We start from the raw sequence: 16696 nt of genomic DNA, 5'->3' as shown, positions 1-16696 counted from the left end.
GTGAACTTCTTCCTCGCGGCGCTCGGCGTGCTGGGCGTCGCCTCGTCCGGCCCCTTGATCGCCGCCACCCTGGGCGCGACCTCCGTCAGTGCCCTCGCAATAGCATTCTGGCGCAACGCCATAGCCGCCGTGGTCATGGCAGGTCCGGTGTTGGTCCGGGAACCGCGCCAGTTCGGCCGGGTCAGGGCCAGCGAGTTCCGCTGGTCCCTTGCCGCCGCGGTTGCGCTGGCTTTGCACTTCGCTTGTTTCATCACCTCCCTGCAACTGACCTCGGTGGCGGCCGCGACGGCCCTGGTCTGCCTGCAATCAGGCTGGATCGCGGTCTTCCAGCTGTTCCGCGGCGTCCGGCACAGCTGGCAGGTCCTCGCCGGACTGGGCCTCGCCTTCGGCGGGGTGGTGGCCATTACCGGCTTCGACATGGGGAGCTCGCCGGAGGCCCTCACAGGCGATCTCCTCGCCGTCGTCGGCGGCATGCTGGCGGGAATCTACACGCTGGCTGGCGGCAAGGCCCGGCAGACGATGGGCACCGGCGTCTACACGACGCTCTGCTACGGCATGTGCGCCGCCGTGGTGGCCGTGCTGGCCCTTGCGGCCGGACAGCCGCTGGCCGGCTTCGACGCCACGGGCTGGCTGGGAATCCTGGCCATCACGGTGTGCGCGCAGCTGGTGGGACACACCGCCTTCAACCATTTGCTGGCTACGATGAGCCCGCTGCTGGTTTCGATGATCATCCTGCTGGAAATTCCGGGGGCTGCGCTGCTGGCGGCCGTGTTCCTGGATGAGACCCTCCCCGCCGGAACCTACGCCGGCCTGGGAATGATCCTGGTGGGGCTCGTCGTCGTCGTGGCGGGGCAACGCCGCGCCCATGTAGTGCGGCGCGACGCCGCACGGCTGGCGGAGCTCGGAACGGACTGACGCCGGCGGCCTGCCCGTCGGGCCTACTGGCCGCCGCGGCGGGCCGGCTGGGCCGTGTTCACGGTGTGAATGGCCCGCAGCAGCTTAGCCGGGAAGTAGACCGAGAAAAACACCACCATGGGTGCCTTAAGCGCCATCTTCTTGACGTTGTGCGCCTTGTAGGTCCGGTCGAACCGCGTGACGTAGTAGCGGTAGTCGCGGGGCGAATCCTCGAGCCGGCGTGCCGACATGCCGGAGACCATCTGCGGCCAGTACTGGATCCGGAGCTCGTGGTCGGCAAGATGCAAGGAGAGGTCGATGTCCTCATGCATCTCGTCCTTCTCGTCCCGGCAGGTGTCCAGCCGGATCGTTTCCCAAGCGGAGCGCCGCAGCGCCATGTTGGAGCCGAAGAGGAAGTGGTATTGGTGCTTGGCCAGTTTGAGCATGAACTGACGCATCTTGTCGTCGGCCTTGAGGCCGAAGCGCCGCATTGGCATGTCGTAGTACACCACAGGGCCGGTGGCAGCGTGCACGGACTCATCCGCGAATGCCTTCTGGACCTGCTCCACCCAGTCCGGTTCCAGCACCGAGTCGGCGTCAATCCTGCCCAGGACTCCGCCGGTGGCGTGGTCAAGGCCGTAGTTCCGGGTGGGGATGAGGCCCTGGTCCTGGTCCTGGCTGAGCAGGACGATGGGGCTCTCCGGATATTCCAACTGCATCTGCCGGACGATGTCCGCCGTTCGGTCCTTGGACATGTTGTCCACCACGATGATCTCGTGCGCCGGAACGGACTGATAGACGGCGGCAATCAGGCACTGTCGGATGACGCTTTCCTCGTTGTACGCCGGGATGACGATAGAGACAGCCGCCGGCTGTACAGCATCGTCAAAGGCATCCAGGGAGGATTTTTCGGGTGACATCACCCCAAATTTAGCACCTGCATGGGCTTTGGCTTCCGCTGACTGGCACAGCGGCACACCAATTTGAAAGGCAAAGGAGGGACTCCGCCAGCGGCGGAATCCCTCCTTGAGCTGTTGCCCGTCCGGCCGGGCTGTCCGGCCGGTTGGCGGGCTCGCGTTTCGTGGCCGGGCCCTACTTGAGCTTGTTGTCGCCGTTCAGGGTCCCGGCGGCATCCGGCTTCACGGCCGCGGTATCGGCCGCGTCCGCGGATTCCTCGGACTTCGCTGCCTCTGCAGAGGCGTCCGCCGCTTTGTCTGCGCCGGAAACGGCCGCGGCAGTTGCGTCCGCGGAGGCCTCCTTGGCGCTTTCCTTAACCTCGGTGACCGTCGTGGCCGGAACCGGGGCGGGCGTCGCCGGGGTAACGGGGGCGGGGGTCTTCCACGGGTCCTCGATGGGCTTGGAAGCCTTCCACGCGGCGACGCCGGCGGCTGCGGCCGCGGCGATGACGCCGAAGATCAGGAACCCGCGATGTTTGGGCTTCTGCGGCTGGGCGAGCTTACCCGTGGCGGCACGGCTGGCTTCGGCCGCAGCGGCGTTGACCTGCTGGCTGGCCGACTGCACCTGCTCCTGGAAGTTGCGGATAACACCGGAGTCAACCAGCCGCTGCGCCACCGCATCCACGTGGGCCGGCGCACCTTCGAGGGTGCGGTGAACCGCCTCGGAGGCCAAACCGATCTGGTCGGAGAGCTTGGGCAGGTAGTCGCCGACGACGCGGTCCCGCGCGTTGGCGATCACCGGAGCGGCTTTGTCCAGGGCGTCGTGCAGGCGGGGGGTGGCGCTGTCAACGGCGTCGTGGATCTTCGGCGCCAGCTGGGCCAACCCGTCCTGAAGGCGGGGGGTCACGGTCGCAACGCCGCCGGCCAGGTTGTGGGCCGCCGACTTGAGGCCCTCCTGGATCTTGGGGGAAGCGGTGTCCAGACCCTGCTGCAGGCGCGGAACGGCCCAGTCGACCGCCGCCTCGACCCGCGGGGCGGCCCAGTCCTTGGCGTTTTCTACTGCGCTGCTGACTGACTGCTCCAGCTCGCGGGCCATACGATCCGTTTTCTTCACAACTACCTCCCGATTAATGTGACGGTTCTGCAGTTAGCCTACGGGTCTGGGACTCCACCGGCTATTCTTCGGACGGATTTTGGCCGGATTTCACCCAGCGCGGAACTACCTGCGCGCCCCTGTGCACAGGTCGCCGCCGTGGAAGAATAGGCCCCATGACTGCCATCGCAACTGCAAAAGCAACCATTCACACGAGCCTCGGCGACATCGTCGTCAACCTCTTCGGCAACCACGCGCCCAAGACCGTGAACAACTTCGTCGGCCTGGCCACCGGCGAACAGGCCTGGACGCACCCGGAGAGCGGTGAAGACAAGACCGGTACGCCGCTCTACAACGGCACCATCTTCCACCGCATCATCAAGGACTTCATGATCCAGGCCGGCGACCCGCTCGGGCGGGGCGTCGGCGGACCGGGCTATAAGTTCGACGACGAAATCCACCCGGAACTGACCTTCAACGAACCGTACAAGCTGGCCATGGCCAACGCCGGCATCCAGATGGGCCGCGGCACCAACGGATCCCAGTTCTTCATCACCACCATCCCGACCGGCTGGCTGCAGGGCAAGCACAGCATTTTCGGCGAGGTGGCGGACGAGGAGTCCAAGAAGGTCGTGGATGCCATTGAGGGCGTCCGTACCGGCATGGGCGACCGTCCGGTCGAGGACGTCGTCATCAACAGCATCGACGTAGAACAGCTCTAACCCAAGCCATGAGCTACGGAATTCCGGCGGCAGAGCCGTCCGCGCAGATCCCGGTTTGCCCCAGGCACCCGGACCGGCCCGCCTACGTGCGGTGCCAGCGCTGCGGGCGCCCTGCGTGCCCCGACTGCCAGCGGGCGGCAGCCGTCGGATTCCAGTGCGTTGACTGCGTCAACGAAGCCCAACGCTCGACGCCGCAGGTTCGGTCCACTTACGGCGGCGCAGTTGCCGCGGGCAGGCCCTTGGCCACCTTGGGGATCATCGCGGCGTGCGTCCTGCTCTACGTCCTCCAGTGGGTAGTTCCCAATGACTGGGTCTACCAGAATTTCGCTTTCGCCACTGTCTATGCCACCCCCGAATACGGAGCCTTCGAACCCTGGCGCATGCTGACGTCGGCGTTCCTCCATTCGCAGGGTTTTGTCCTCCACATCCTGCTGAACATGTACATGCTGTGGATCTTTGGCCAAGCGCTCGAACCCCTCCTCGGACGGGTCCGCTTCCTGGTTGTGTACCTGCTGTCGGCCGTGGGCGGATCCGTCGGCTATTTCCTGCTCACGCCCGGCTATATTCCCGGCCAGCCGCTCAGCGGTGTGGTGGGGGCCTCCGGTGCCATCTTCGGCCTCTTCGGCGCCATGCTGGTTGTGCAGCGCCACCGCGGCGGGGACACCAAACAGCTGTGGGTGCTGATCGCCATCAACGGCGTCATCGGCTTCGTGGTTCCGCAGATCGCCTGGCAGGCCCACCTGGGCGGCCTCATCACCGGCGCGCTGTGCGCGGCCGCAATCGCCTATGCTCCGCGCGGCCGGCGCCAGGGACTGCTGCAGGCCGCCGGGCTGGCCGTAGTGATGTGCGCGCTGGTTGCGGCAACCGCCTTGCGCATCGCAGTCACGGCCCTGCCGGCCTAGTCCCCGCCGCAGCCTCACTGCCGGCCCGCGGCCCTGCCCGGGTCCTCGGTCCCCGGCCCGGATTCTGCCGGCCATCAACCCCTGCGCGGTCCTCCGGGCATGCCGCTTCCACGCCTCGCCGCGTTCCCGCCGGTTCCAGCGCCTCCGGGCGTCCCGTTTCCACGCGAACCATCCCCACCCGGACTTATCCACAAGGGTTATCCACAGTGTTGGTAACTTACACGCCTGTAGTTCATCCCTCAAGACCGGATCTGACGGCCCCAGTGGGCGATTCGTTGAAATCTGCCCGGAGCCTCTCCACATCTGTGGATAAGTCTCAGTGGATGGTCTGTGGTTAAGTGGACAAGTGCCGCTCCCGATGCGACGCCTGCTGCAACGCGGAACGATCGGTTTCCCGACCCCTTACCGCCTTGTTATCTGATTTCAAGCGGATATTCACAAGGTTGTGCACAGTGTTAATAACCTGACCTTCCAAGTGTCACAGCACGCAGCCCCGGCACTCCGGGCGGTAAGGACTCGACAACCACCGACCCGCAGGACTTATCCCCAGCTGTGGATAAGTTGTGGGTACCGACCTGTTATTAACTGGAAAACCCGCGACCACCCTCGGCAGCTCGTACGCCGTCGAGAGGTCGAGCGAGAGATTCCCCCCACGCGGCCAGGAATTCTTCGACGGCGCCATCCGCTGACGCGCAGGAGGGTTATCCACAGCTAATCCACAGTGTCAATAAGTTACAAGGAGGTAATTCACACGGGATTCCGGTGTCTTCGGCACGGCTGCTGGTGCGAGGGCCCGGTTATTAACAGGCCCCGTCCGTGGCTGAGGCCGCCGAAGCCGTCAACAGCTTGTGGATAACTTCAGCGTTGTTGTGCACAGTTGGGGACGCTGGCGGGGCCGGCCCCGCCCGGTCGCTAACTAGGCCAGACGCCCGAGGTTCCGCGTCGGTGGCTGTCCAGCAGGTGGGTGTCGACCATCCCGATGGCCTCCATGAGGGCATACATGGTGGTGGGCCCGACGAAGGCAAAGCCGCGCTTCCGCAGCGCCTTGGACAGCGCGATGGACTCCAGGGAAGTCGTGGGGATCTGATCCGGGGCGGTGGGCTCCGGTGTGGTCTCGGGCCGGAAGCCCCAGACGAAGTCCACGAGTCCGCCGTCGTCCCGCAACTCCAGGGTGGCCCGGGCGTTGGTGATGGCGGCCCGGATCTTGAGCCGGTTGCGCACAATGCCGGCATCTTGCAGGAGGCGCTCGACGTCGTCCTCGGTAAACGCCGCCACCGTTTCGGGGTGGAAATCGGCGAACGCGGCACGAAAGGCGGGCCGCTTGCGCAAGATCGTGGCCCACGACAGGCCCGCCTGGAAACCCTCAAGACTGATCCGTTCGTAGAGCCCCTGCTCGTCGCGGACCGGAAGGCCCCACTCGTGGTCGTAGTAGTCGCGCAGCAATGGGTCCGAGGCCGCCCAGGCCGGCCGCGCCAGGCCGTCGTCGCCGATGATGCAGCCGCTAACGTCCGGGGTCATCTGGAATCCTTCGCTGAAGAGTGGTCTGCAAGCATTATCGCGGCTCCGCCCCCTGGGGGCGTTTAACGCAGCAGGCCGACACACGGATGTGCCGGCCTGCTGCGAACGCGTCGTGATTGGATCAGGAACGCCACCGCGTGGTCATCAGGAAACCCACAATCGCGATGCCGAAACCGGCGACGATGTTCCACGAGGCCCAGTCCTTTACCGGAAGGGTGCCTTCGCTGATGTAGAAGGTGATAATCCACAGCAGTCCGATGATCATCAGGCCAAACATAACCGGCTTGAACCACACGGGGTTGGGCTTGTAGGCCTGCGTCGCAGAGGTCTGCTGCGTCACGGGGGCATTCCTCTTTCGCGGCTTCGACTCGGGCACGGGTCCTCCTTGGCGGGCTGGATGTGAGGCGGCTGACGCGGCTTGATATCCTGCAACAAGGAACAGCCGTCGGTCAACGCGCCCTTGGTCACGTTTAAAATCCTGATCGCAGCCAATTCTAGCTGTTGTTCAGGCCAGCCTCGCGCCCGCCGCCAACCGCAAAGGAGAGCCCACGGTGCTGCAGGAGAAAGCGGAGCCCGCGGCCGCGCCTGCCCGGACCGGCGGCGGAGCCCCGCCATCCGCCGTGTCCCGCACCATCCAGATCGGCGGCGAGCTCTTGCTCACCGCCGGGGTGGTGCTGCTGCTGTTCGTCGCGTGGCAGCTGTGGTGGACCAACCTCGACGCCGACGCCCGGCAACGCGAGGTCGTCAAGGACTTCGCCCGCGGACTGAGCGGCCCGGCCCACGCGGTCGTCCCCCCACCTGACCCCGGCGCCGGCAACGTTGCCGCGTCCGCCCCCGCCGTGGCCGGCGAGCCGGAGACCGGCGCGACCATCGGCGTCGTCTATGTGCCCCGCTTCGGTGCGGAGTACACGCGGCCGGTCGTGCAGGGGACCACGCCCGCAGTGCTGGACTCGCTGGGGCTGGGCCATTATGAAGGGACGGCGATGCCGGGTGCGGCCGGAAACTTCGCCGTGGCCGGTCACCGGCAGACCCACGGCGCCGTCCTGGACAACATCGACGCCCTGGTGCCTGGTGACAGGATCTATGTGCAGACCCGCGACGGCTATTACGTCTACCGTTTCCGCAACAGCGAGATCGTCCTGCCCGCTGCCGCCGACGTGCTGCTGCCGGTCCCGCGGCAACCCGCGGCCACCCCCCGGGAAAGTTACCTCACCATGACCAGCTGCAACCCGCGCTTCGGATCGCAGGAGCGCATCGTCGCCTATTCGCTGCTGGAGAGCTGGCGGCCGGCAGCCGCCGGACCCCCGGCCGAGATTGCGGCCCAGGTGGCCCGCACCGTGGGAGGCGGGTAGAACGTGTACGGATGGATTTTCCGCCGCCTTCCGGGACCGCTGTGGCTGCGCCTTGCAACGGCGCTGGTATTGCTGGCCGGCGCACTGGTATTGATGGTTCAGTTCCTCTTTCCCTGGATGGCGCAATTCAGCCCGTTCACTGACTCGACGATTGGCACGGCAACGCACCCATGAGCACAACCAAGATCCTGGTCGTAGACAACTACGACAGCTTTGTCTACACCCTGGTCGGCTATCTCCAGGAACTCGGGGCGGAAACCACGGTGGTCCGCAACGATGATGTGACGCTGGCCGAGGCAATTGAGATGGCTGAGGCGCGCGACGGGGTCCTGATTTCTCCCGGGCCCGGTGCCCCGGCCGAGGCGGGGGTCTGCATCGAGCTGATCAGGTGGTGCGGCAGCCACCACAAGCCGATGCTGGGCGTCTGCCTCGGGCACCAGGCCCTGGCTGAAGCCTACGGCGGACTTGTCACCCACGCCCCGGAACTGATGCACGGCAAGACCTCGCTGGTCGAGCATCACGGGACAAGCGTCTTCACGGGCCTGCCCTCGCCCTTCACCGCCACGCGCTACCACTCGCTCGCTGCCGTCCGCGAAAGTATTCCTGAAATTCTGGAGATCACCGCGGAAACCGGGACCGGCGTCGTGATGGGCCTCCAGCACCGCACGGCACCGCTATGCGGTGTTCAGTTCCACCCCGAATCGGTGCTGACCGAGGGCGGCTATCTGATGCTGGGCAACTGGCTCGAGTCCCTGGGCATGGCAGGCGCCGCGGCGCGGGCCGCCGCACTGAGCCCCCTCATCCAGCACTGACCCGGCAACGCCGGTGAAGCCGCGCGGCGGGGTGCAGTGAAGCCGCACGGCGGCTTGCCGGACCGCTGCTAGCCGCGGGACTTGGTTGTCGTCGGCGAGGGCGACGGCGACGGAGAGGGGGACGGCGACGGCGGGGGTGGTGGCGGCGGCGGGGCTTTGGCCACCGTGACGGTGATCGTCTTGCCCTGTTCGACGGTGGCATCCGCAGGGTCGCTCTGGCCCGTCACCTTGCCGGGGTCCACCTGGGTGTTTTCGACTTCCGTGACGCTGAGGTTTAACCCTACATTCTTCAGGGCCGCCTCCGCCTCCGCCTGCGGCAGGCCGACGAGTTGCGGCACAGCCACCTTGCCCGTGGAGATAATTATTTCCACCGAGCTGCCCACAGCCACGTTCTGGCCCGGCGCCGGGTTGGTGGTGATGACGATGCCGGCCGGAACCTTGGGGCTGTTGTTCAGGGTGGTCTTTGGAACGGTGGTCAGGCCTGTCCGGCGGAGCACATCCCTGGCGTCCGCCTCGGTCCGGCCGGGCAGATCGGCGGGGATCGTGATGACGCTGGGACCGTCGGAGATGTTCAGGGTAATGTCCGCGTTGCGTTCCAAGGCGCTTCCGGCCGTCGGAACCGTGCCCACGGCGCTTCCCTTGGGTACCGTCTCATGTTGGATGCGCTTCAACTGGGGCTTGAGGCCGGCATTGTAGAGCTTTTGCAAGGCCTCGGATTCGGTCAGTGACGCCACCGCAGGGACATCCACCTTGGCCACCGGCGGAGGCTGCTGGTTGACCATGTTGTAGAGCCACAGTCCGCCGCCGGCCAGGACCAGCAGCGTGAAAATCACCAGCGTTGCAATCCACGTCCGGCGGCGGGATTTCTGCCGGCCGGTCGGTTCGTGGTCGGCCGGCAAACTCAGCGGCAGGCTAAGGATATCCGCGTGCTCGTGGCCGAGTAACGCTGCGCTGAGCGCCTCGGTCTCGACGGGGGGCTCCGGGGCGACCGGTGCGGCCGGGGCGTCGTCCAGGAATTTGGCGCCGGTCAGGGAGAAAGCGGCCGTGGGCGGCACCTGCTCCGGGGCCACGGTGTTGTTCGGGTCGGTGGGCGCTTCGCTGGCCGGCAGCACTGCGACGGCGACGCCGCTGCGCGCGGCCCTGAGCGCACGGCGGAAGGCCGCCGCGTCTTGGAAACGGTCGGCCCGGTTCTTCTGCAGCGCCTTGGCGAGCACGCTGTCCAGCGCCGCTGAAACTTCGGGGTTGAGGCTGCTGGCCGGCTCGGGAATTTCACGCACGTGCTGGTAGGCGACCGAAACCGGGCTGTCGCCGATAAACGGCGGCCGGCCGGTCAGCATCTCGTAAAGCAGGCACCCGGCCGAGTACAGGTCGCTTCGTGCGTCGACCGTTTCGCCGCGGGCCTGCTCGGGGGACAGGTACTGGGCCGTTCCCACCACGGCCTGGGTCTGAGTCATGGTTGCCGACGAATCCGCCATGGCACGGGCAATCCCGAAGTCCATCACCTTCACGCCGTTAGCGTCCGGGCAATACATCACGTTGGCCGGTTTGATGTCGCGGTGCACGATGCCGGCCCGGTGGCTGTAATCGAGCGCGGAGAGCACGCCGAGGGTGAAGTCGATGGCCAGGTCGATCGTGACTTCCTTGGCCCTGATCAGATCCCGGATGGTCTTGCCCGAGACGAACTCCATCACGATGTACGGCACACGGACGCTGTCGTCGTGGCCGCCTGGGACGGCATGGTCTCCGGTGTCGTAGACGGCGACGATCGATGGATGGTTAAGTGCCGCCACGGCCTGGGCTTCACGCTTGAACCGGGCCTGGAATTGCGGGTCCCGCGCCAGGTCCGGGCGGAGCAGCTTGATGGCCACCGTCCGGCCCAGCCTGGTGTCCAGCCCGCGGAAGACATCCGCCATCCCGCCGCGGCCGATCAGCTCACCCAGCTCATAACGCCCGCTGAGGACACGCTGGTTACCCACCGGGCTGTTGTCCTCCCGGTGCGAAGGAGTGCGGGGTGAAGTAGACATGTTTGACTACTGACCGGGGCTGGAGCTTGGGGTGGCGGGGCTGGAGGAGGTCGGCGCCGGCGCGGCGGCAAGGTGGTAGATCACCACGGAGCCTGCCGGAACCTGCTGGCCGGAGGTGGGCTCGGAGCTCACAAAGGTGCCATCCAGCTGGTTCTTCCTGCCTGCGACCGGGTCACCCTTCTGCCAGCGCAGGCCGGCGCCCTGGATGGCCTGCTGGACGGCGGCTTCGGTGGCACCCTGCTCCAAGGTCGGGACGGTGCGCATGTCCGGTCCCTTGGAGTAGCTGACAGTGATGACGTCGCCGCGCTGGACTGGACCGGACGGGTTGATATCCAGCACAGTGTTCGGCGCCGCGGGGTCGAAGACCGGGGCGCCCTTGACCTGGAGTCCCATGCCGATCAGTTCGGTCCGGACGTCATTGAACGGCCGGCCCTTGTAGGCGTCCGGAATCAGGTTGATGGCCGCCGGGGTGGACTGCGTGGGCGTAGCCGAGCTGCTCGTGGCGCTGGGAGTAGGGCTCTGGGACGTCGGCGGGGCACTCGTGGTGACGGCCTTGGAACTGGAACTGGTGGCCGGGGACGACGGAAACAGGATCCCGGCCTGCGAGAGGATGACCCCCACGAGGGCGAACAGCACCAGCAGGATCAGGGCTATCAGCGGCCACGTCCACGGGCTGCGGCCCTTGCGCTGCGGTTCGTCCTCGGGCTCGTACCCGTCGTAGTCCTCTTCCTCGTGGTCCCAGCTGCGCTCGGCAGCCAGCGCGTCGGCGCGGGACAGGGCGTTCCGGGCGCCGTAGCCGCTTGCCGCGGCGGCCCCGGCCGCCATTCCGGCCGCTGCACCGGCGCCCGCCGCGCCGACCACCGGCAGCGCCGACGTCGATTTGTCCTCCGCCGCGCTGGCGCCGATGACGCTGGTCGATGCGGTGGGCATGTCGACGGGTGCGGTGATCGGGCCGGTGGGCGCCTCGAAGAGCAGCATGCCGGGGACGGCCGCGTGGGCTGCCGGAATATCGCCGTTACGGATGGCATCGGCCGCTTCGGCCAGCTTGATCGCGTTGGCCGGACGGTTCTTGGGGTCCTTGGCGAGCATCGACATCAGCAGGGCGCGGACGGGCCGGGGCAGGCTATCCGGCAAGGGCGGCGGCGCGTCGTTGACCTGGGCCAGCGCAATCGCGATCTGGGACTCGCCCGAGAACGGGCGGTGCCCGGTGAGGCACTCGTAGCCGATAACGCCGAGTGAGTAGATGTCGGAGGCACCGGTCGCTGTCTGGCCGGTGGCCTGCTCGGGGGCCAGGTACTGGGCGGTGCCCATCACCTGGCCGGTCTGGGTGAGGGGAACCTGGTCGGCCAGCCGGGCGATGCCGAAGTCGGTGACCTTGACCCGGCCCTCGGGGGTGATGAGCAGGTTGCCTGGTTTGATGTCGCGGTGGACCAAGCCTTGGGCGTGGGCTACGGACAGGGCGCGTGCCGTCTGGGAAATGATCGACAGGGTGCGGTCCGGCGACAGCACCTGCTCATGTTCGATGATGCTACTCAGCGGCTGGCCCGGAACGAGTTCCATGACGAGGTAGGCGGAACCTTCCTCCTCGCCGTAGTCGAAGACGTTGGCGATGCCTACATGGTTCAGCAGCGCGGTGTGGCGCGCTTCGGCCCGGAAGCGCTGCAGGAAGCCCGGATCGCCCGTGTATTCCTCTTTGAGGACCTTGATGGCGACGATCCGGCCAAGGATCAGGTCCTTGGCCTTCCAGACTTCCCCCATGCCCCCGATCGCAATGCGTGTGGTCAGCTGGAATCTGCCGCCGAGGGTGATTCCCGATGTAGGCCTCACTTATTCAACACCGCCTCAAAAATCTTCTTCGCGTTCGGACTGGTTAGCTGTGCGCCGGTGGTGATGTCCACGCCTTGCATGACGATCGTGACAGCCACTTGCGGGTCGTTGGCCGGGGCAAACCCGGTAAACCATGAGTTGTTCAGGCCGGTGCCCAGCTCGGCCGTGCCGGTCTTGCCGGCAACCTGGACGCCTGGAACGGCCGCTGCGCGGGCGATGCCGTCGCTGACCACACTGGTCATCCACTCGGTGATCTGGCGGGAGATTTCCGGGGTGGTGGAGGTCCGCAGCGTCTCGGGCTTCGGTTCATTGATGATCCGCAGATCAGGCGCCCGCAGGGTCTTGATCAGGTTGGGTTTCATCTGGACGCCGCCGTTGGCAATGGCCGAGGTCATCTGGTTGATCTGCAACGGCGTGGCCCGGACGTCGCGCTGGCCGATGGCCGACTGGGCCAGGCCGGCGTCGTCCAGCGGCTCGCTCGGGAAGAAGCTCTTGGCTGACTCGAGCTTGAGCTGATCGCCGAAGTCCTGCCCGAAGCCGAATTTCGCGGCTTGGTCCCCGATCGCCTTCTGCCCCAGGTCGAGGGCGATTTTGGCGAACGGGGTGTTGCAGGACTGCTGCAGGGCGAAGGCAAACGTGGCGGTGTTCTGGGTGTAGCAATTGCCGCCGGCGTAGTTGGGCAGCGTGTACTGGATGCCCGGGAACGGCAGCTCGGCCGGGTTGGGCAGCACGCTGTCCTTGTTGTACTTGCCGGACCCCAGGGCCGCCGCCGTGTCGACGATCTTGAAGACAGAGCCCGGCGCCAGCAGCGCGCCGGTGGGTCCGCTGACGGACTGGTTCAGGTTGATGCCCGGGATCTTGTTCAGCGCGGTGATGTTCGCCGCTTCGGCGTCGGGATCCTGGGTGGCGACCAGGTTGGGGTCGTACGAGGGCTTGGACACCATCGCCAGGATGGCGCCGGTCTTCGGGTTGCTCACCACAATGGATCCGCGCTGGCCCTCCGGAATCAGATCGTAGGCGAGCTTCTGGATTTTCGGATCCAGCGTGAGCTCCAGCGAGGCGCCCTTGGGCTGGTTGCCCAGGAACAACTGGCCAACCCGGTCCAGGAACAACTGGTCGGAGCTGCCGGCCAGCTGCTCGTTCATCGCCAGTTCCATGCCGGTCAGGCCGTAGGTTCTGGAGAAGTACCCGGTGATTCCCGCGTACAGCTGCGGCTGGGTGTAGGTGCGCTGGAACTGGCAGCTTTCGCTGCCCGGCACGGACTGCGCCACAGGAGTGCCGCCGACGATGATGGCGCCGCGATCATTGCAGTAGTTCTGTATGAGCGTGCGCGTGTTCCAGGTGTTGGCCTTGAGCTCGTCGGCGCCCACCACCTGGACGTAGCTGAGCGCGCCGAAGATCAGCGCGAACATGGCGATCGCGGCTATCCAGGAATTACGAATTGCCTGGTTCACAGGTGTTTCACCGCCTCGGTGGGAGCATCAGTACTGGCGCCGCTGCGTGCCGGTGCGGTGGCCGGCTTCGGCGGCAGGAGGGGGGGCGTCTCTTGCGCTTCGGGGTCCTGGCCCGGCGGCAGCGGGGTGGTGTCTACCGGCCCGCGGGCCGTGTGCGAGATCATCAGCAGCAGGCCGACGATGATCCAGTTCGCCAGCAGGGAGGACCCGCCGGCGGCGAGGAACGGCGTCGTCAGTCCGGTCAACGGGATCAGGCGCGTGACGCCGCCGATCACGACGAAGCACTGCAGCGCGACGGCGAAAGACAGCCCGGTGGCGAGCAGCTTCCCAAATGCGTCGCGGGTGCCGAGCGCCGCCCGGAAGCCCCGGGTAAACAGCAACAGGTACATCAGCACGATCGCGAAAATGCCGATCAGGCCCAGCTCTTCGCCGAAGGAGGCCACAATCATGTCGCTGTTGGCGAAGGGGACAAGGTTGGGGCGGCCCTGGCCCAGGCCGGTGCCGACGAGGCCGCCGTTGGCCATGCCGAAGAGGCCCTCGACGATCTGCCGGCTGCCACCGAATTCCCGGCCGTAGACCTCGGGCGTGAAGGCATTGATCCAGCCGTCGATCCGAAGTGCCACGTGCGAGAAGACTTTGGAGGCCACGAAGCCGCCGGCGACCATCAGGACGACGCCGATGATCACCCAGCTGATCCGGCTGGTGGCGACGTAGATCATCACGAGGAAGAGGCCGAAGAACAGGATGGACGTTCCAAGGTCACGCTGGAAGACCAGCACGCCGATGCTCACCAGCCAGGCGGCGATCATGGGGCCGAGGTCCTTGAACCGGGGAAACTGTACTGGCCCGATCTTGCGGCCTGCGAGCAGGATCAGATCGCGGTTGGAGGAGAGATAGCCGGCAAAGAAGATGGCGAGGGTGACCTTGGCGAGCTCACCGGGCTGGAAAGTCATGGAGCCGAGCTTGATCCAGACGCTGGCACCCAGGACCTCGCCCGCCGAGACTCCCGGAACCAGCGGCAGGATCAGCAGCACCGCGCTGGCCGCGAGCGAAATGTAGGTAAAGCGGCGGAGGATCCGGTGGTCCTTCAGGAACCAGATCACCGCGATGGATACCGCCATGGCGACGAGCGTCCAGCGCAGCTGGTTATTGCCCGTGTCCTCCCCGACGCGGTCCAGACGGTGGATCATGGCCAGGCCGAGGCCGTTCAGGCCGACCACCAGCGGAAGTATTACCGGGTCGGCATATTTAGCGCGAATCCGCAGCACCACATGGAAGGCCAGTGCGGCTGCTGCCAGCAGGCCGGACTGGAACCAGAAGTCGGTGTCGAATGCCTTTTGCCGGTCGACGCCGACAAGCGCCTGCGCTCCGATGCCCACCGCGAGGGCCAGGATCAGGAGGACCAGCTCGACATTGCGGCGCGGCTTGGGTACGGGATCTATCGGTGTCATTTGCCCCCCTCACAGTTAGTGGGGGACGGCGACGCGGACGCGGAGGGTGCGGCCGATCCGGACGGGGCGGCAGTCGTCGGGGCGGGCGCCTTGGCGCCGGCGCTACCGCTCGGTGAGGGCGAGGGCGAGGGCGACGGCGTCAGGCATTCGTCGGCGGGCGCCGTCGTGCCGGTGCGCTCCAGGTTTTTCACGATCCGCTGGGCGTCGTAGAGGTCCCGCGCGGGAACCGTCTGGCGCACCCGCTGCTGCGAAAACTCTGGCAGGTCGGACATGCGGATATCAGTCACCGTTTCGAGCGTGGAAAGCGGAATGGGGCCAAGACGCTGCGAGACTCCGTTGAAAATGGCAACCTTCTGGTCCTGTTCGCCGATGTAGTACCTGGTCTGGGTCCAGGCGTAGCCCAGCCAGAGGCCGATGCCGAGGACGGCAACGATTGCCGCGGCGATCGAGATGGTCAGCCAGCGCCGGCGTTTGGCCGGCGGCTTGTACTCGTCGGCTTCTTCCGCGGCCGGGTCCGCCTTGTGCGTCAGCACGGTGGCGGCGCGGCGCGCCACGGTCCGTCCGGCAATGGAGGGGATTGAGCCCGACGCCGCGGCGGTCGCTGCAGCGCCGACGAGCTCATGGGGGCGCGTGGAGAGTTCTTCGCGCAATACTTCGGCGGACAGATGCTCGCCGAGATGCGGATCGGTGGACAGCTGGGGTTCCTGCGGCTTGGGTTCCTGGCCTTCGGGCTTCTTGGCCTCGTCGGGGGCATCTTGTGGGGACTTGCCAGGCTTGTCGACGGGACGGCCCGCTGCATCGTCGTTGGCCTTGCCAGCGTACGTACTGCCGGAGTCTTCGGTGCCGGTATCGGGCGCCGCTACGGCCGACGGGACCGGCACTGTCGCGGTGACAGTGCCAGATTCGGCTGCAGGTTTCGTTGCGGGCGCCGGGACGACGTCGACGGCGGCGGTACTGACGTCCTCGGGCGTCTGCTCGGCAATCTCCACCATCACCACGGTCACGTTGTCCGGCGAGCCCGCCTCCAGGGTGAGGTCAACGAGGGTTTCGGCGCACTCGCGAAGGTCCTTCGTCTCCCGGACGGTGCGTTCTACGACGTGCCCGGCGACGTAGTTCAGTCCGTCGGAACAAAGCAGCCAGCGTTCCCCGGGTTCGACGTCGAGAACGTCGAGATCGAGTTCGGGGCTGGCATCGACGTCGCCGAGGACACGCATCAAAACGTTTTTATGCGGGTGGGTTTCGGCTTCCTCGGGACGCAGCCGGCCCTCGTCGATGAGGCGCTGGACGAAGGTGTGGTCCACGCTGACTTGTTCGTACTTACCGTTCCGCAGCCGGTAAGCGCGCGAGTCGCCGATGTGCGCAAAGTGGAGCTTGCCACCGGCCAGCAGCAGGGCTGTCACGGTGGTCCCCATCCCGGCCAGTTTCGGGTTCATGTGGACCAGTTCGGACAGCAGTGAGTTTGCGGTCTGGATTTCGTCGGCCAGGACGGTGTCTGCTTCGCCGCCGTCGTAGTCGTCCCGGTCAAGGTGGAGCATGTCCAGCACGGTGGCGGCCGAGGCCACGTCACCGCCGGCGTGGCCTCCCATGCCATCCGCGACGACGGCGAGGTGGCGGCCCACATAAGCCGAGTCGTCGTTCTTCGAGCGCACGCGGCCGACGTCGGAACGTGCGGCATAGCGCATGATGAGCGGCCGCTTCGGGGCAGTTGTTTCGCCTTCGGCCCTGGCTGCGGGAGTTTCGGGGGCAGCCAT

Annotated in this window: 15 protein-coding genes; 6 read left to right on the top strand and 9 right to left on the bottom strand. The window is 66.5% G+C overall.

Features of this window, described 5'->3' with window-relative positions:
• Positions 1-915, top strand: coding sequence for a DMT family transporter (locus AC1DGI_RS03800; RefSeq protein ID WP_476897832.1), 915 nt, complete (start codon positions 1-3; stop codon positions 913-915).
• A gap of 23 nt (positions 916-938) precedes the next feature.
• On the opposite strand, the gene AC1DGI_RS03795 is transcribed toward AC1DGI_RS03800, so the two are convergent.
• Together AC1DGI_RS03795 and AC1DGI_RS03790 are read right to left on the bottom strand one after the other, a co-directional pair.
• Positions 939-1814, bottom strand: coding sequence for a glycosyltransferase family 2 protein (locus AC1DGI_RS03795; RefSeq protein WP_441399411.1), 876 nt, complete (start codon positions 1812-1814; stop codon positions 939-941).
• 172 nt (positions 1815-1986) lie between these two features.
• Positions 1987-2904: a hypothetical protein gene (locus AC1DGI_RS03790; protein ID WP_476897831.1), complete on the bottom strand. Its 918-nt coding sequence runs from the start codon at positions 2902-2904 to the stop codon at positions 1987-1989.
• A 155-nt stretch (positions 2905-3059) separates the two neighbouring features.
• On the opposite strand from AC1DGI_RS03790, the gene AC1DGI_RS03785 reads away from it, so the two are divergent.
• Together AC1DGI_RS03785 and AC1DGI_RS03780 are read left to right on the top strand one after the other, a co-directional pair.
• Positions 3060-3605 (top strand): peptidylprolyl isomerase, encoded by a 546-nt coding sequence (locus AC1DGI_RS03785; RefSeq protein ID WP_476897830.1) that lies wholly within the window; start codon positions 3060-3062, stop codon positions 3603-3605.
• Positions 3606-3613: 8 nt separating this feature from the next.
• The gene (locus AC1DGI_RS03780; protein WP_476897829.1) at positions 3614-4507 is read left to right on the top strand and encodes a rhomboid family intramembrane serine protease; all 894 of its coding nucleotides are present in this window, start codon (positions 3614-3616) and stop codon (positions 4505-4507) included.
• Positions 4508-5419: 912 nt separating this feature from the next.
• On the opposite strand, the gene AC1DGI_RS03775 is transcribed toward AC1DGI_RS03780, so the two are convergent.
• Together AC1DGI_RS03775 and AC1DGI_RS03770 are read right to left on the bottom strand one after the other, a co-directional pair.
• A complete protein-coding gene (locus AC1DGI_RS03775; protein ID WP_476897828.1) occupies positions 5420-6025 on the bottom strand; it encodes a DNA-3-methyladenine glycosylase I in 606 nt (201 codons plus the stop codon).
• 121 nt (positions 6026-6146) lie between these two features.
• The gene (locus AC1DGI_RS03770; RefSeq protein ID WP_441402343.1) at positions 6147-6401 is read right to left on the bottom strand and encodes a cell division protein CrgA; all 255 of its coding nucleotides are present in this window, start codon (positions 6399-6401) and stop codon (positions 6147-6149) included.
• Positions 6402-6579: 178 nt separating this feature from the next.
• Between AC1DGI_RS03770 and AC1DGI_RS03765 the strand changes: the two genes are divergently transcribed.
• Genes AC1DGI_RS03765 through AC1DGI_RS03755 form a run of 3 tightly spaced genes read left to right on the top strand, consistent with a single transcriptional unit; the run spans position 6580 to position 8189 of the window.
• Complete coding sequence (locus AC1DGI_RS03765; protein ID WP_476897952.1) at positions 6580-7377, top strand: class E sortase; 798 nt, start codon at positions 6580-6582, stop codon at positions 7375-7377.
• A gap of 3 nt (positions 7378-7380) precedes the next feature.
• Entirely contained in the window at positions 7381-7551 is a 171-nt protein-coding gene (locus AC1DGI_RS03760) for a hypothetical protein (protein ID WP_476897827.1), read from the top strand.
• Positions 7548-8189: an aminodeoxychorismate/anthranilate synthase component II gene (locus AC1DGI_RS03755; RefSeq protein WP_476897826.1), complete on the top strand. Its 642-nt coding sequence runs from the start codon at positions 7548-7550 to the stop codon at positions 8187-8189. The genes AC1DGI_RS03760 and AC1DGI_RS03755 overlap by 4 nt, the downstream gene beginning before the upstream one ends.
• Before the next feature lie 68 nt (positions 8190-8257).
• Here AC1DGI_RS03755 and pknB read toward each other — a convergent pair whose 3' ends face one another.
• From pknB to AC1DGI_RS03730, 5 genes are read right to left on the bottom strand one after another with little or no spacing between them, the layout of a single operon-like run.
• Entirely contained in the window at positions 8258-10213 is a 1956-nt protein-coding gene (pknB, locus tag AC1DGI_RS03750) for a Stk1 family PASTA domain-containing Ser/Thr kinase (protein WP_476897825.1), read from the bottom strand.
• 6 nt (positions 10214-10219) lie between these two features.
• Complete coding sequence (locus AC1DGI_RS03745) at positions 10220-12040, bottom strand: protein kinase domain-containing protein (protein ID WP_476897824.1); 1821 nt, start codon at positions 12038-12040, stop codon at positions 10220-10222.
• Positions 12037-13494: a peptidoglycan D,D-transpeptidase FtsI family protein gene (locus tag AC1DGI_RS03740; protein ID WP_476897823.1), complete on the bottom strand. Its 1458-nt coding sequence runs from the start codon at positions 13492-13494 to the stop codon at positions 12037-12039. The genes AC1DGI_RS03745 and AC1DGI_RS03740 overlap by 4 nt, the downstream gene beginning before the upstream one ends.
• On the bottom strand, positions 13491-14945 hold the full coding sequence (locus AC1DGI_RS03735; RefSeq protein ID WP_476897822.1) for an FtsW/RodA/SpoVE family cell cycle protein: 1455 nt from the start codon (positions 14943-14945) through the stop codon (positions 13491-13493). The genes AC1DGI_RS03740 and AC1DGI_RS03735 overlap by 4 nt, the downstream gene beginning before the upstream one ends.
• Positions 14942-16696: a PP2C family protein-serine/threonine phosphatase gene (locus AC1DGI_RS03730; RefSeq protein ID WP_476897821.1), complete on the bottom strand. Its 1755-nt coding sequence runs from the start codon at positions 16694-16696 to the stop codon at positions 14942-14944. The genes AC1DGI_RS03735 and AC1DGI_RS03730 overlap by 4 nt, the downstream gene beginning before the upstream one ends.

Source organism: Arthrobacter sp. 05N428_2 (assembly GCF_056397065.1).
The sequence above is the reverse complement of the archived record's forward strand: the minus strand, read 5'-3'. Positions and strand labels throughout refer to the sequence as shown.